The sequence below is a fragment of the Bacillus sp. FJAT-29937 genome (assembly GCF_001509555.1).
In the GTDB taxonomy this organism is placed as follows: Bacteria; Bacillota; Bacilli; order Bacillales; family Cytobacillaceae; genus Cytobacillus.
In genome coordinates, this window is sequence record NZ_LMAS01000003.1 from 212527 (window position 1) to 227036 (window position 14510).

The window sequence follows — 14510 nt, forward strand, 5'->3', positions numbered from 1 at the left end:
TCATTTATTGGAAAATCACAAAAATGTATTGCATGTTTCGGATACTTTTGTTACAATTTTCTTCGTTGCAACTGAAATGAACGTTTGACATGAAAACATCTTTTGTGATATAGTTGCTAAGGTAAATTGAATACAATTTGAGGAAAAGAAGAAGCACCCGCTTCTCACCTGATTGACGCAAAGAGCAGTTGGCAGGTTTTACGTAAACATTGTTGTTTAAATTTTGTACGTAAAGTGTGGGTGTTGTCATCCACACTTTTTTTATTGGATTTAAACAGATCTGCGTCTCTTTGGAACAGATATGTTATGTATTCTTGCGAATGTAGCTTTCGTCCGGTGCAATAGGCGTCTAATGCCTTCTTGACCCAAATGTTGTGTTCGCATATTAACCTTGGAGGTGTCTAACTATTAGCAAAGATATGTTGTTAAACGAGGGCATTCGTGCCCGTGAAGTTCGTCTTATTGACCAAAACGGCGAGCAATTAGGAATCAAGTCAAAAATCGAAGCACTTGAAATTGCTGCACGAGTGAATCTTGATGTTGTTCTTGTTGCACCGAATGCAAAACCTCCTGTAGCCCGTATCATGGACTATGGAAAGTTCAAGTTCGAGCAGCAGAAGAAAGATAAAGAAGCTCGCAAAAATCAAAAGATTATCAGTGTTAAAGAAGTTCGTCTAAGCCCAACAATTGATGAGCATGATTTTAATACAAAGCTTCGCAATGCAATTAAATTCCTTGAAAAAGGCGATAAAGTTAAAGCATCGATTCGATTTAAAGGACGTGCCATTACCCATAAGGAAATTGGTCATCGTGTATTAGTTCGCTTTGCTGAGGCTTGCACAGAAGTAGCTACTGTAGAATCACATCCGAAAATGGATGGCCGCAGTATGTTCATGATGCTAGCACCTAAAAACGAAAAGTAAGAGGAGGAATTCCAAATGCCAAAAATGAAAACTCACCGCGGCGCTGCTAAGCGTTTCAAAAGAACAGGATCTGGAAAACTTAAGCGTCACCACGCTTACACAAGCCACTTGTTCGCTAATAAATCTCAAAAACAAAAGCGTAAGCTTCGCAAAGGAACTCTTGTTTCTTCAGGCGATTACAAACGCATCCGTTTCTTATTAGTAAATCTTAAGTAATATCCGATATTAGGAGGGAAATCATATGCCACGTGTAAAAGGCGGTACAGTTACTCGCAAACGTCGTAAAAAGGTTCTTAAATTAGCTAAAGGTTATTTCGGTTCAAAACATACATTATATAAAGTTGCTAACCAACAAGTAATGAAATCTTTAATGTATGCTTACCGTGATCGTCGCAACAAAAAGCGCGATTTCCGCAAACTATGGGTTACTCGTATTAACGCAGCAGCTCGCATGAACGGTCTTTCTTACAGCCGTTTAATGCACGGTTTAAAGCTTGCTGGCATCGAAGTAAACCGCAAAATGCTTGCTGAATTAGCAATCGCTGACGAAAAAGCGTTCACTGAATTAGCAACAGTTGCAAAACAAAACTTAAGCAAGTAATATATCAGCCATTCTCGATTAGAGGATGGCTTTTCTATTGTGGAGGTATAAATCATGCTAAAGATATTTATTACTTTGTTTATCATTATTAATATAGCGGGTTTTTACTTGATGAAAATCGATAAGAATAAAGCAAAAAATCATCAATACAGAATAAGCGAAAATACATTATGGCTTGTAGCTATTTTTTTCGGTGCTATTGGCATGACGCTAGGAATGAAAACCTTCCGTCACAAAACAAAGCATGTCCAGTTTAAATACGGTTTGCCGGTGCTATCTTTTCTTGAAATAGGTCTCCTTCTATATGCATTTAATATTTTGTCATAACTGCCGGAACCCCTCAATAAGCTGTAAAAGAAGACAGCAAGGATTTTAAGCATAAGAGGGTGAGTGAAGATGAGTGATCAATTATCATTGCTATTCGTGATGATTGAAACAGCCGGAATTTTAGCTCCCATTGCCTTTATTTTAGTTCATATTTTAAGACAATTTTTCTTTATTCCTGTTCCCCTCGTATGTGTAACGGGAGGAATATTATTTGGCAGCCTTTTTGGCAGTTTATTCTCGTTAATTGGTCTCATACTAAGCAGTATTCTTTTCTATTTTCTTATTAGCCGGATGCCGAAAACACATGCGAAACTATCAAACTTAAAAAAACGCTGGTTTGGGGAGTATCGGAATCTTAGTGTAGGTCAAATTGCTGTATTGAGGCTTATCCCCTTTATTCATTATCATTTACTGAATTTTTGTCTAATTGAGCGGAACAAAAGCTTTCAGGATTATGTCAAGAATTCATGGGTTACAAATCTGCCTTTAGCCATTTTTTACACAGTGTTTGGAGAATTTATAAGCAGGTTTACGCCATCTATGATTCTCATCATCTTACTCTCACTTGGGGTCCTCGTTTTCATATTACGGGAAAAAGTGACTGTGATTAAATGGAGGGAATTTTTTAAAGCGGTATAAAGAAAAAACGTTGGAAAATTTTATATTTAGGTTAGATAGTTAATACAGTTAATAATAAATGGACCACACATATTAGACATATCTAAAATGTGTAGTCCATTTATTAATTCGTTCTTCAACTAAACGCACCCATTAGCCATTCGAAAGGGTTCCGTTTATGGTGCTTTTCTTAAAATACGTGCCAATATGACAGGCGTATTGGCATCGTTATTGGTATGAAAAAGTAAAACTCTCCATAGTAATAGGCAAGTCTTTTATTAGGAACACAAAACCCTTATTTATTTAAAGTCTCACTTACTTGTGATACGGTTCACCGTAATCCATTAAAATGAGGGTCTCTTGGATTTTTGAGATAAAACTCACTCATTTTAATTTGGTTGCCTTGTCCTTAATAGAGTAAACAGCAAAAGTAAATAAGCGGAGATTTTCCGGTTAGATGCAGAATGGAGCTCTTTTCGGGGTAAATAAGGGGAAAATTTCCGACTATGCAAAGAAAAATCCCCCTTTTTCGTATTATACGAGTCAATAGGCGGAATCTCTCCGTCTAATTAAGCCTTTTTTAATAATAATTACTAAATAAGCGGAATTTTTCCTTCTATTTTTCAACTCAGGTGCTTAACCTTATCCCCAAACCGATAAGTGCGCCCCCCTCAATCCTAGAGGTGGGTATCAGCAGCAAAGATCAATAAAATTGGTACTCAAAACGGCACTGCAAATGAAGAAAGATTTGACCATCTAAAAAACATAAAAACAATAACCCAACTGTATTTAATCTCTTTTAGTCATACGCTTTTTTAACAGACCAAAAAGTAAATGAAAACCAATAAAAAGCAACACCTAGATAGAAAACTAAAACACTTAATGTATGAAAGCTCTATCTTTCCGTTTATACATACCAATCACCATCGCCATTTCCAGAAGGATGAGAGTCTGCAAATTAGTTTCCATAATGGACTAACTACCCCATAATTGAGTATCTAAATTTAAGATTTCCGAACGTTTTTTAGCTGTGTTCACTAAAAGGTGTTTCTGGTGTCTTACTCTTTTCCATAAACTCTTTTATCGGACTCTTCCAGTCGATTTTTGCATTCGGATAATTTTCGTAAACTTTACGTTCGATAAATTGTAAATCTTCTCGAACCATTCCTTTCAGTGAGGCGAGGTTTCTTGGCCAAATAAAGATAGAGATGACCTCAAAAGCGTTATCAGTTGTCCCTAAATATTTTTCACCTTCAAACAAAACCCCTTTATAAGTAATCAAAAAGTTTTTGCGCACATTGTCCGAATCATCTAAGAAATAATACCGTTTTTGCTCATGGGCCAGTTCGAGCTTCCGTTTCGGATTTAGTAAATATTTGAACACGCTGTAGATGAGAAATATAATAAGTGCAAATAGCAGGAAGCGTATTAGCCACATCATAACAAGCCCCTCCAATTGTATTTTCTCTACATTACGAATAACCTTACAAAAAAGTTTCAACTTTTTACGATTTTGTTATAATTTTTTTATATCTATTTTTTAAAAAAATCAATGGAAAATGATTAGGATGGTGCAAAATGAATTATCAAAAATTATTTACTATGCAAAAAGGACTGGATGAACATATTGAAACAAAGCATCAGCTGCAGAATGAAAATTTAATTGATCGTAAAGTGCTGGCACTGCTCGTAGAATTAGGAGAACTTGCGAATGAAACGAGATGCTTCAAGTTTTGGAGTTTAAAGCCTTCATCCCCTCGGGAAACTGTTTTAGAAGAGTTTGTGGATGGTGTTCATTTTATTCTTTCACTTGGAATAGAGTGCGGTTTTTCACAGGAAAGTGAATATTTAGGACAGAAAGAAGCAAAAACTTCTATAAGTGATCAATTTTTGCATGTGTTTGAGCTAGTAAGTATTTTCAAAAACAGCAAGGCATTAGAGGATTATAAAGAACTTGTTCATGCCTACATTCAATTAGGGGAGCTATTAGGCTTCAATGCTAAAGAAATAGAGAAAGCATATATTGATAAAAATGAAGTTAATTATGAAAGACAGCGGCAAGGGTACTAAATGGTATTTTCTTTTTGTTATTGGAATGTTTTTAGTATAATAAAACCGAATACTTATTAAGGGAGTCGAAATAATGACGAAATTAGATGCTACGTTAACGATGCTAAAGGATTTAACTGATGCAAAAGGGATTCCTGGGAATGAGCGTGAACCCCGAGAGGTCATGAAGAAATACATAAGTGAATATGCCGATGAAGTAACAACTGATGGACTTGGCAGTTTAATTGCCAAAAAAGTCGGGAAAGAGGACGGCCCGAAAATAATGGTTGCCGGCCATCTAGATGAAGTAGGCTTCATGGTTACAAACATTGATGATAAAGGCTTCTTGCGTTTTCAGACCGTTGGCGGCTGGTGGTCACAAGTAATGCTTGCTCAGCGTGTAACGATTGTGACTAACAAAGGGGATGTAACTGGAATCATCGGTTCGAAGCCTCCGCATATCCTTTCTCCAGAAGCAAGGAAAAAGCCGGTAGACATTAAGGATATGTTTATTGATATCGGTGCTTCCAGCAAGGAAGAAGCGAAGGAGTGGGGCGTGAGACCTGGAGATATGGTCGTTCCATATTTTGAATTTACTGTGATGAATAATGAAAAGATGTTATTGGCTAAAGCATGGGATAACCGTATTGGCTGTGCAATTGCCATTGACGTTCTTAAATCCCTTAATGATGCTGACCATCCAAACATTGTTTACGGAGTAGGAACAGTTCAAGAAGAAGTTGGACTGCGTGGTGCCCGCACATCTGCGCAAAAAATTGAGCCAGACATTGCTTTCGGAGTGGATGTAGGGATCGCAGGAGACACTCCTGGCATCACAGAAAAAGAAGCATTAAGCAAAATGGGCAAAGGCCCGCAAATCATTCTTTATGACGCGTCCATGGTTTCCCACAAAGGCTTGCGTGATTTAGTAACGGATACAGCTGATGAATTGAATATTCCATATCAGTTTGATGCGGTGCCAGGCGGTGGAACAGATTCAGGTGCTATTCATTTAACACATAATGGGGTTCCTGCACTTTCTATTACGATTGCGACACGCTATATCCATTCTCATGCTGCCATGCTTCATCGTGATGACTATGAAAATGCTGTTAAATTAATTTCAGAAGTTATTAAGCGCCTTGATAGAGAAACAGTTGATCAAATTACTCTAAATTAAAGCAGAAAAAGATGGCCGCCGTTGGTGGTCATCTTTTTTCGCTTAAACTATTTATTTCAATCCACTTTCCAATGTTTGAAGCATTTCCTGTTTGTCTTGCTCGGAGGAATTTTTCCAAATCACTTCGAATAATACCCCTAATCCTGGGAGCATTTTTTCCTCTCCGTTTTGAATAGCATCAACAATTGTATCCTTTAATTCATCCTGTGAATTGCCTGAAACATTGTGTATAATAGCATTTCTTAAGTTTAGATTCATTGACCGCACTCCTTTCAAAAATTCAAATCGTTATTATGATTTCATTTTTTGGATTTATTATGTATTTTAATTGGGCTATAATAAGAAAATTGGAGCAAACAAATAAAGGAGTGAGAAGTGTGAAGTATATTCACTCTGCTAATAACCCTCAAGTGAAGCAATGGAAGAGACTATTAACCAAAAAGGAAAGAGACAAGACGAAAACATTATTAGTGGAAGGCTTTCATCTTGTAGAAGAAGCATTATCTAGCAGCGGGATCGAAGAAATTGTAATCAGTGAAAATACAGGATTGCCTCCATCTTGGAACTATGGGGATATTCCAGTGACAACGGTAACAAAGGACATCTTTCAAAGTTTATCTGATACGGAAACACCTCAAGGCGTCATCGCCATTTGCCGTCAGCCTGAGTTTCACTCTGATCAATTAGATGGAGATAAATATTTGCTGATTGATGCAGTTCAAGACCCAGGTAATTTGGGCACAATGATTCGTACGGCTGATGCCGCTGGTGTGGATGCTGTCATTATTGGAGATGGCAGTGTAGATATCTACAATCCGAAAGTGCTGCGTTCCGCACAAGGCAGCCATTTTCATCTCCCAATTGTCAGAGGGAATTTATCGGATTGGATCAGTAAGCTACGAAAGAAAGAAATCCCTGTGTACGGAACCGCATTAGAGAATGCAAAGGAGTATACGGAAATCAAGACTGTGGGGAAATACGCCTTAATTGTCGGCAATGAAGGAAGCGGTGTACGAAAAACGATTTTAGCTGAAACGACCGACAATCTATACATTCCGATTTACGGAAAAAGTGAATCATTAAATGTAGCGATTGCAACAGGAATTTTGCTTTATTACTTAAGGAATTAGTAATTGGGCGCTTTTTTTCGGAAAATCGTTTGAAACTATGTGAAGAATATACTATAATAACAGGAAAATTATATTGTTATAAAACAATGATGGAGAAAAGTAGCTTGCACGAACTTTTCAGGGAGAAGATGCCGTGACTGAGAGCATTTTCAAAGGGAAAGCAAGGGAAATTTCACCTCCTGAGTTGGCATCGGGACCATTGTAAAGCTTTCTTGAGTTAGATTACTGTCTAGCTCCAGCGGCGAGCCGCTTCCGCTTTTCGATGTAAAGATGTTCCGGCTTATTGCCGTTATCCGAATGAAGCGAATACATAAAGCGATTCATACATGCTTTTTGTGTTAAAAAGGGTGGTACCGCGAATCCAAAACCTCGTCCCTTTATGGGATGGAGGTTTTTTATTTTGGAAAAAAACAGAATTAAAGGAGGATTTTTTAGATGCAAGAGCGTTTAAAAGAACTGCAAAGCGAAGCGTTGGACAAAATCAGTCAAGCGTCTAATTTAAAAGAACTAAATGATATTCGAGTATCCTATTTAGGAAAAAAAGGGCCGATTACAGAAGTATTAAAAGGCATGGGGAAATTATCTGCCGAAGAACGTCCAATCATGGGAGCACTTGCAAATGAAGTACGCGATGCAATTGCAGCTGGAATTGAGTCAAAACAATCACAGTTAGAAGAGGCAGCTGTTCAACAAAAATTGGCTGGTGAAAAAATTGATGTTACGTTACCTGGCCGTCCAGTGAAAACGGGTAATCATCACCCGCTTACAAGCATCGTAGAGGAAATCGAAGACTTATTTATTGGGATGGGCTATACGATTGCTGAAGGACCCGAGGTAGAAAGTGATTATTATAATTTCGAAGCATTAAACTTGCCAAAGGATCACCCAGCTCGCGATATGCAGGATTCCTTCTATATTACAGAAGACATTCTTCTTCGTACCCAAACGTCTCCTGTACAAGCGAGAACAATGGAAAAGCACAGTGGGAAAGGTCCTGTAAAAATCATATGTCCTGGAAAAGTGTTCCGTCGTGATAATGACGATGCTACACATTCCCATCAGTTTATGCAAATTGAAGGCCTTGTTGTCGACGAAAACATTCGGATGAGTGATTTAAAGGGAACATTAGAATTGTTCGCGAAGAAATTATTTGGAGAAGACAGAGAAATCCGCTTACGCCCAAGCTTCTTCCCATTCACTGAGCCTTCTGTAGAAGTTGATGTGTCCTGCTTTAAATGCGGTGGGAGTGGCTGTAACATCTGCAAAAAAACCGGCTGGATTGAAATATTAGGAGCTGGAATGGTTCATCCAAATGTACTTGAAATGTCAGGCTTTGATTCAAAGAAATACACCGGGTTTGCATTCGGAATGGGAGTAGAGCGGATTGCCATGCTGAAATACGGCATCGATGATATTCGCCATTTCTATACAAATGATGTTCGTTTCTTAAAACAATTCTCTATTAATGAATAGATAATAGCAATTAAAGGTCAGAAAATGAGATACAGGAGGATAAAACATGTTTGTTTCATATAAATGGCTGCAGGATTATGTTGATTTATCAGGTGTTACCCCTGCAGAGCTTGCAGAAAGAATTACGAAAAGCGGTATTGAGGTTGAAGGCGTAGAAATCCTAAATGAAGGAATTCGCGGTGTTGTCGTTGGGCATGTTCTTGAAAGAGAGCAGCATCCGAATGCAGATAAATTAAATAAATGCTTAGTTGATATTGGCGGTGAAGAGCCTGTGCAAATTATTTGCGGTGCTCCCAATGTTGATAAAGGGCAAAAGGTTGCAGTTGCAACAGTTGGCGCCGTTCTTCCAGGCAACTTCAAAATCAAAAAGGCAAAGCTTCGCGGAGAAGAATCGAATGGCATGATCTGTTCCCTTCAAGAGCTTGGCATTGAAAGCAAGCTTGTGGCAAAGGAATATTCAGAAGGTATTTATGTATTCCATCAAGGAGCTGAAGTTGGAACAGATGCAATCGAACTATTACATCGAGATGACCAAGTGTTAGAGCTTGGCTTAACTCCGAATCGTTCTGATTGCTTAAGTTTACTTGGAGTTGCTTATGAAGTCGCTGCGATTTTAGGAAGAGAAGTAAAGCTTCCTGAAACAGAGCATGCTGAGTCATCAGAAAATGCTTCTGATTATATTCGCGTTGATGTGGAAGCACCTGAAGATAACCCGCTATATATTGCAAAAGTCATTAAAAATGTACAAATCAAGCCATCTCCTCTATGGATGCAAGGAAGATTGATGGCATCAGGCATTCGTCCGCATAATAATGTGGTTGATATTACGAACTATATTTTGCTTGAATATGGCCAACCGCTTCATGCTTTCGACTATGACCGATTTGGGTCAAAGCAAATTCTCGTTCGCCGTGCGAAGGATGGAGAAATCATTCAAACATTAGATGAAGTAAAAAGAGAATTAACTTCAGACCACCTTCTTATTACAAATGGAAAAGAGCCAGTTGCTCTTGCTGGTGTTATGGGAGGCTTGGACTCTGAGGTACAATCCGATACAAAAACGGTCCTTCTTGAATCTGCATTTTTTAAAGGCGCTACAGTCAGAAAAGCATCGAAAGATCACGGATTAAGAAGTGAGGCAAGCGCTCGTTTTGAAAAAGGCGTTGATCCAAACAGAGTAAGAGCAGCAGCAGAAAGGGCTGCACTTCTGCTGGAAAAATATGCAGATGGAGAAGTATTAGCAGGTTCTGCAGAAGCAAATACACTTACAGTTGAACCGGCCGTTGTTTCTGTTACAATAGATAAAATCAATCGTGTGCTGGGAACATCATTAGAAATGAAAGACGTTGAAGACATTTTTGCTCGTCTGCAGTTTGAAACTAATGTGGACGGAGATTCTATTATCGTTACAGCACCAACGCGCCGCGGGGATATCACCATTGAAGAGGATTTAATTGAAGAAGTAGCGAGACTTTATGGCTACGATAATCTAGGGTCTACTCTTCCAGTTGGTTCTTCAACACCGGGTCATCTAACAGCTTATCAAAATAAGCGCAGAATTGTCCGCAGATACCTTGAAGGAGCAGGGCTATACCAGGCGATCACTTATTCATTGACGAGCGGATCGAAAGCAACACAATATGCATTAGAAACGCGGGAGCCAATTCGCTTGGCGATGCCGATGAGTGAGGATCATAGCACACTTCGACTAAGCATCATTCCACAGCTGTTAAATGTATTAAAATATAATGCTGCAAGACAAAATGATAGTCTTTCTATTTATGAAATCGGTGATGTATTCCTTTCTGAAAGCAAGGACGTACTGCCAGAGGAACGTGAACATCTTGCTGGTGCCATAACAGGTTTATGGCAAAGTCATCCGTGGCAAGGAGAAAAGAAGCCAGTTGATTTCTATGTTGTGAAAGGAATTCTTGAAGGATTATTTGCTAGTCTTGGTCTAGATAAGGCAATTGAGTATCGTCAAGCTGAACGGGATGGCATGCATCCTGGCAGAACAGCAGACATCATCTTAAATGGCGAAGTAGCTGGTTTTGTTGGTCAAACACACCCAACAGTGGAAAAGGAATACGATTTAAAAGAGACTTATGTGTTTGAACTAAGCTTAAAGGCTATTTTAGAAGCGGAGACCGCGCCTTTACATTACCAGGCCATCCCGCGCTATCCATCGATCACACGTGATATCGCGCTCGTTGTCGATAAGGCTGTGGCTGCCGGTGAATTAGGAAGTATTATTACGGAAGCAGGCGGACCATTATTGAAGGAAGTTCAAGTATTTGATTTATACGAGGGCGACCGGATGGAGGAAGGGAAGAAATCGATTGCCTTCTCGCTTAAATATTTTGATCCTGAGCGTACCTTAACAGATGAAGATGTTGTGAAAGCCCATGATAAAGTATTACAGGCAGTGAAGGATAAAGCTGGAGCTGTATTAAGAGGATAAACAACTAGGGGATGCCATTTGCGGCATCCCCAGTTTTTATTTTCGATACTTCGAAGCTACTAATCGCTTCGCCTTTTCCGTATTGGCAAAATGAAGCTTGACGAAGGCTGGCAGGCATTCAATTCCTTTTTCATGAATAAGCCTCGCAGCTGCTTCATCAACCTTTGCCCCAGCCCCTTTTGTAATTTTAAATCCGGCGGCTTTGCTCAAATTGTCAAAGTGCTTGATGAACGCATATCTTGCGAGAATCGAAGCAGCTGCAACTGCCAGATGAATGCCCTCCGCTTTCGTGCTAAAATAAACATTTTTCCTCTGTACGACCGACTCCTTTTTCAAGTATGAATAATACACTTCCTCTTTAGCAAACTGGTCAATTAAGATTGCTTCTGGAGCTTGTGGAGCAATTTTTTTTAATAGATGCCCAATCGCTTGATTATGAAGCAAAGCTTTCATTTTCCCTTGTGACATCCCTGATTGCTGAAGTTTATTATATTTTTCATTGTGTAATGTTAATAAACTATAAGGGACAATATCTTTAATTACCTTGGCAATGCCCACAATCTTTTCATCATTTAAGTCTTTCGAATCCCTTACGCCTAATTCCTTCAGCAAGGGAATTTGATCCTTATTCACATAGGCTGCCACTACAGTAATAGGTCCAAAATAATCCCCCGTCCCCACTTCATCTGAGCCAATAACAGATAGTGAGCTAATATTTTTAGGCAAGTGATTTAACTGTGTGCTTTCCTTTTTGATAGAACTAGAAGGTTTGTTAGGTTCGCCCCATTTGGCTGATTCCTCAACGCTTCCGCTTCCTTGAAATAATACTTTTCCGGATTTATAGGCAGTAATGGCACAGGTTGGCGTTTTCGCGGCAAAGATACTCCCTGGCGGATTTTTATCTGATAAAAAGCGATGGTAATATAATTTCATCTCAGCAATTTCATTTAAAGCTTTAACCAGAACAATATTGCTCATAAATTCTGCCCCTTTCCAATAGGCGTTTACAAATTCTGTGTTTTTTTGACATGCTTCTACTTCCCACGTTTTTATGTTTCATGTTATGATATGGATTAGGATTCTAAAGGAATGGAGGCATGACGATTGTCAGATGTACAAAAAAACCGTACAAGTGTAGATATATATGGTCAGCAATATACAATTATCGGTACTGAGAGTCATAGCCATGTTCGTCTTGTTGCCTCAACGGTTGATGATAAAATGCGTGAAATCAGTTCCAAGAATCCTTATCTCGACAGCAGCAAATTAGCCGTTTTAACGGCTGTCAATGCCGTTAATGATTATATCAAGCTGAAGGATCGTCTAGAAAAGCTTGAAATTGAATTAAAAGAGAAAAGGACTGAATAAGTCATGCTAGATCTTGCCATACTCATTTTATTAATAATAGGTTTTTTCGTTGGCTTAAAGAGAGGCTTTATTCTGCAATTGATCCATTTAGTCGGCTTTATTATTGCATTTATTGTTGCTCGTATGTATTTTGAAAAGCTGGCCCCTAAATTAACCTTATGGGTTCCTTACCCACATTTCCAAAGCAATTCAACAATGCGAATGCTGTTTGATCAAGTCAATCTTGAAGATGCCTACTATCGCGCCATTGCCTTTGTCGTGATTTTTTTTGCGGTAAAAATTGTCCTGCAAATGATAGGAAGTATGCTTGATTTCGTTGCAAATTTGCCGGTTTTAAAGCAATTAAATGTTTGGGCAGGCGGAATATTAGGATTTATAGAAATATATCTTATCATGTTTATTCTATTATACATAGCAGCATTAGTACCAGTAGATGCCATTCAAAATGCCATAAATGACTCCTTTATGGCAAAAGGAATTGTTAATAATACTCCGATATTTTCTCAGGCTATAAAGGAGATGTGGATTGAATACATAGCTTCTTAACTTCTCTAAAGCAGAGAAGTTTTCTTTTTAAGCAGATAAAAACTGATTATTATAGGAAACAATATTCACAATACAAGTTTTCCAAAAAAGTAGGTGTTCAGGTAGATGGAAATTAATAAAAAAGATGTTATTCGGCTCTTAGAAACGATTGCAATCTATATGGAGCTAAAGGGAGAAAACCCTTTTAAAATAGCTGCTTTCCGTAAAGCGGCTGCTGCATTAGAGGCAAATGAACAGAGTTTGAGCGAAATAGAAGATTTTACAAAAATTTCTGGGATCGGAAAGGGAACTTCTGCGGTCATTGAGGAGTATATAGAGTTAGGCCATTCGACTGTTTTGAATGATCTGAAGAAAGAAGTGCCTAAAGGATTAATTCCGCTGCTTCAATTGCCTGGTCTTGGGGGCAAGAAAATTGCGAAGCTGCATAAAGAGCTAGGAATAGAAAATGCAGCAGACTTGGAGACGGCTTGCCGGAATAAACAAGTACGGGCCCTTGCAGGATTTGGGGAAAAATCAGAAGAAAAGATTCTTGCTGCATTAAGTCAAGCGGGAGGAAGGCCAGAACGGCTGCCACTCGCTTATATGCTTCCGATTGCAGATTCTATCGAATCGATTTTAAATGATATGGATGAGGTTGAAAACTTTTCACGAGCGGGCAGCTTAAGAAGAATGAGAGAAACCATTAAGGATTTAGATTTTATCATTGCAACAACTAAACCAGCGGCCGTTAAAGAAAAACTATTAGCCCTTCCACTTATTAAGGAGACGATAGCGGCAGGAGACACAAAGGTTTCAGTTATTCTAGAACATAGCTATGATATATCCGTTGATTTTCGTCTAGTAAAGCCTGAGGAATTTGCCACTACGCTTCATCATTTTACCGGATCGAAGGAACATAATGTAAGAATGCGCCAGCTTGCGAAAGAACGCGGGGAAAAGATAAGTGAATATGGGGTAGAGAATATTGAAACCGGAGAAGTTGCCACTTTTACAACTGAAAGGGAGTTTTATGCGCATTTCGGGCTCCCTTATATCCCACCTGAAATCAGGGAGGATGGAAAGGAAGTAGATGAATACTCTGCTGAATTGGCTTTAATCACTCTTTCCGATATTAATGGCGATCTCCATATGCACACGACTTGGAGTGATGGTGCCCATACGATTGAGGAAATGGTTGAGGCCAGCCGTGCACGAGGCTATAAATATGTAGCCATAACGGATCACTCACAATATTTAAAGGTGGCAAATGGATTAACTTCTGAACGCTTAAGAAAGCAAAAAGAAGAGATTAAGCGGCTAAATGAACGCTACGATGATATAACTATTTTATCTGGTGTTGAGATGGATATTTTACCTGACGGAACATTAGATTATGATGATGAACTGCTTGCGGAAATGGATATCGTCATCGCATCCATTCATTCTGCCTTCACACAGCCGAAAGCGAAAATAATGGAACGGTTAAAAACAGCCTTGAAGAATCCGCACGTTGACATCATCGCACATCCAACTGGCAGAAAAATTGGCATAAGAGATGGCTATGAAGTAGATATAGATCTTTTAATAGAACTTGCGAAAGAAACGAATACGGTCTTGGAATTAAATGCAAATCCAAACAGGCTAGATCTTGCACCTCAGTATATTCGCAAAGCACAAGACGCCGGTGTGAAAATAGTGATTAATACAGATGCCCATAAGATGGACACATTAACCCACATGTCTATCGGTGTATCGACAGCAAAGAAAGGCTGGATTAAGAAAAGCAGTGTTCTTAACGCTATGGATACCGGGGAGCTGCTGGATTTTTTAAACAATAAGGGATAGATAGGAAGCT

General features: G+C 38.9%; 16 protein-coding genes and 2 other annotated features. Of the genes, 13 read left to right on the plus strand and 3 right to left on the minus strand.

From position 1 onward, the window contains the following. Positions 1-139: 139 nt before the first annotated feature. Positions 140-268 (plus strand) — a sequence feature (ribosomal protein L20 leader region). A gap of 151 nt (positions 269-419) precedes the next feature. From infC to AR328_RS07355, 5 genes are all read left to right on the plus strand, one after another. Beyond that, complete coding sequence (infC, locus tag AR328_RS07335) at positions 420-923, plus strand: translation initiation factor IF-3 (protein ID WP_066292582.1); 504 nt, start codon at positions 420-422, stop codon at positions 921-923. Positions 924-938: 15 nt separating this feature from the next. Then, positions 939-1139 (plus strand): 50S ribosomal protein L35, encoded by a 201-nt coding sequence (rpmI, locus tag AR328_RS07340; protein WP_066292584.1) that lies wholly within the window; start codon positions 939-941, stop codon positions 1137-1139. Between the two features lie 25 nt (positions 1140-1164). Beyond that, positions 1165-1524, plus strand: a complete 360-nt coding sequence (gene rplT / locus AR328_RS07345) for a 50S ribosomal protein L20 (RefSeq protein ID WP_066292585.1) — start codon at positions 1165-1167, stop codon at positions 1522-1524. A 54-nt stretch (positions 1525-1578) separates the two neighbouring features. Then, on the plus strand, positions 1579-1851 hold the full coding sequence (locus tag AR328_RS07350; RefSeq protein ID WP_066292587.1) for a DUF1294 domain-containing protein: 273 nt from the start codon (positions 1579-1581) through the stop codon (positions 1849-1851). A gap of 69 nt (positions 1852-1920) precedes the next feature. Continuing rightward, positions 1921-2490, plus strand: coding sequence for a TVP38/TMEM64 family protein (locus AR328_RS07355; protein WP_066292590.1), 570 nt, complete (start codon positions 1921-1923; stop codon positions 2488-2490). A gap of 1003 nt (positions 2491-3493) precedes the next feature. On the opposite strand, the gene AR328_RS07360 is transcribed toward AR328_RS07355, so the two are convergent. Then, the gene (locus AR328_RS07360; protein ID WP_066292592.1) at positions 3494-3910 is read right to left on the minus strand and encodes a sigma-w pathway protein ysdB; all 417 of its coding nucleotides are present in this window, start codon (positions 3908-3910) and stop codon (positions 3494-3496) included. Positions 3911-4047: 137 nt separating this feature from the next. Here AR328_RS07360 and AR328_RS07365 point away from each other — a divergent pair, with 137 nt between their 5' ends. Both AR328_RS07365 and AR328_RS07370 read left to right on the plus strand, forming a co-directional pair. Beyond that, positions 4048-4539, plus strand: coding sequence for a dUTP diphosphatase (locus tag AR328_RS07365; protein WP_066292594.1), 492 nt, complete (start codon positions 4048-4050; stop codon positions 4537-4539). 73 nt (positions 4540-4612) lie between these two features. After that, the gene (locus tag AR328_RS07370; RefSeq protein WP_066292596.1) at positions 4613-5698 is read left to right on the plus strand and encodes a M42 family metallopeptidase; all 1086 of its coding nucleotides are present in this window, start codon (positions 4613-4615) and stop codon (positions 5696-5698) included. A 51-nt stretch (positions 5699-5749) separates the two neighbouring features. On the opposite strand, the gene sspI is transcribed toward AR328_RS07370, so the two are convergent. Next, positions 5750-5956, minus strand: a complete 207-nt coding sequence (gene sspI, locus AR328_RS07375) for a small acid-soluble spore protein SspI (RefSeq protein ID WP_066292599.1) — start codon at positions 5954-5956, stop codon at positions 5750-5752. A 119-nt stretch (positions 5957-6075) separates the two neighbouring features. On the opposite strand from sspI, the gene AR328_RS07380 reads away from it, so the two are divergent. From AR328_RS07380 to pheT, 3 genes are all read left to right on the plus strand, one after another. Further along, on the plus strand, positions 6076-6828 hold the full coding sequence (locus AR328_RS07380) for a TrmH family RNA methyltransferase (RefSeq protein ID WP_066292605.1): 753 nt from the start codon (positions 6076-6078) through the stop codon (positions 6826-6828). A gap of 77 nt (positions 6829-6905) precedes the next feature. Further along, positions 6906-7208: a binding site (T-box leader), on the plus strand. A 55-nt stretch (positions 7209-7263) separates the two neighbouring features. Next, positions 7264-8301 (plus strand): phenylalanine--tRNA ligase subunit alpha, encoded by a 1038-nt coding sequence (gene pheS / locus AR328_RS07385; RefSeq protein WP_066292609.1) that lies wholly within the window; start codon positions 7264-7266, stop codon positions 8299-8301. A gap of 46 nt (positions 8302-8347) precedes the next feature. Further along, positions 8348-10762, plus strand: a complete 2415-nt coding sequence (gene pheT, locus AR328_RS07390) for a phenylalanine--tRNA ligase subunit beta (RefSeq protein WP_066292611.1) — start codon at positions 8348-8350, stop codon at positions 10760-10762. A 36-nt stretch (positions 10763-10798) separates the two neighbouring features. Here pheT and rnhC read toward each other — a convergent pair whose 3' ends face one another. Further along, a complete protein-coding gene (gene rnhC, locus AR328_RS07395; RefSeq protein ID WP_066292613.1) occupies positions 10799-11740 on the minus strand; it encodes a ribonuclease HIII in 942 nt (313 codons plus the stop codon). Between the two features lie 126 nt (positions 11741-11866). Between rnhC and zapA the strand changes: the two genes are divergently transcribed. The 3 genes from zapA (at position 11867) to polX (ending at position 14500) form a co-directional block, all read left to right on the plus strand. Continuing rightward, complete coding sequence (gene zapA / locus AR328_RS07400; protein ID WP_066292615.1) at positions 11867-12130, plus strand: cell division protein ZapA; 264 nt, start codon at positions 11867-11869, stop codon at positions 12128-12130. Positions 12131-12133: 3 nt separating this feature from the next. After that, the gene (locus AR328_RS07405) at positions 12134-12676 is read left to right on the plus strand and encodes a CvpA family protein (protein WP_066292618.1); all 543 of its coding nucleotides are present in this window, start codon (positions 12134-12136) and stop codon (positions 12674-12676) included. A 105-nt stretch (positions 12677-12781) separates the two neighbouring features. Continuing rightward, positions 12782-14500 carry a DNA polymerase/3'-5' exonuclease PolX gene (polX, locus tag AR328_RS07410; RefSeq protein ID WP_066292625.1) on the plus strand — a complete coding sequence of 573 codons (1719 nt, stop codon included), beginning with the start codon at positions 12782-12784 and terminating at the stop codon, positions 14498-14500. Positions 14501-14510: the final 10 nt, after the last annotated feature.

Bases quoted from the DNA above. Each gene is read 5' to 3' on its own strand.
- pheS (WP_066292609.1), top strand. From the start codon at position 7,264: ATGCAAGAGCGTTTAAAAGAACTGCAAAGCGAAGCGTTGGACAAAATC.
- sspI (WP_066292599.1), bottom strand. From the start codon at position 5,956: ATGAATCTAAACTTAAGAAATGCTATTATACACAATGTTTCAGGCAAT.
- polX (WP_066292625.1), top strand. From the start codon at position 12,782: ATGGAAATTAATAAAAAAGATGTTATTCGGCTCTTAGAAACGATTGCA.
- AR328_RS07350 (WP_066292587.1), top strand. From the start codon at position 1,579: ATGCTAAAGATATTTATTACTTTGTTTATCATTATTAATATAGCGGGT.
- rnhC (WP_066292613.1), bottom strand. From the start codon at position 11,740: ATGAGCAATATTGTTCTGGTTAAAGCTTTAAATGAAATTGCTGAGATG.
- infC (WP_066292582.1), top strand. From the start codon at position 420: ATGTTGTTAAACGAGGGCATTCGTGCCCGTGAAGTTCGTCTTATTGAC.
- pheT (WP_066292611.1), top strand. From the start codon at position 8,348: ATGTTTGTTTCATATAAATGGCTGCAGGATTATGTTGATTTATCAGGT.
- rpmI (WP_066292584.1), top strand. From the start codon at position 939: ATGCCAAAAATGAAAACTCACCGCGGCGCTGCTAAGCGTTTCAAAAGA.
- AR328_RS07370 (WP_066292596.1), top strand. From the start codon at position 4,613: ATGACGAAATTAGATGCTACGTTAACGATGCTAAAGGATTTAACTGAT.
- rplT (WP_066292585.1), top strand. From the start codon at position 1,165: ATGCCACGTGTAAAAGGCGGTACAGTTACTCGCAAACGTCGTAAAAAG.
- AR328_RS07360 (WP_066292592.1), bottom strand. From the start codon at position 3,910: ATGATGTGGCTAATACGCTTCCTGCTATTTGCACTTATTATATTTCTC.
- AR328_RS07405 (WP_066292618.1), top strand. From the start codon at position 12,134: ATGCTAGATCTTGCCATACTCATTTTATTAATAATAGGTTTTTTCGTT.
- AR328_RS07355 (WP_066292590.1), top strand. From the start codon at position 1,921: ATGAGTGATCAATTATCATTGCTATTCGTGATGATTGAAACAGCCGGA.
- AR328_RS07365 (WP_066292594.1), top strand. From the start codon at position 4,048: ATGAATTATCAAAAATTATTTACTATGCAAAAAGGACTGGATGAACAT.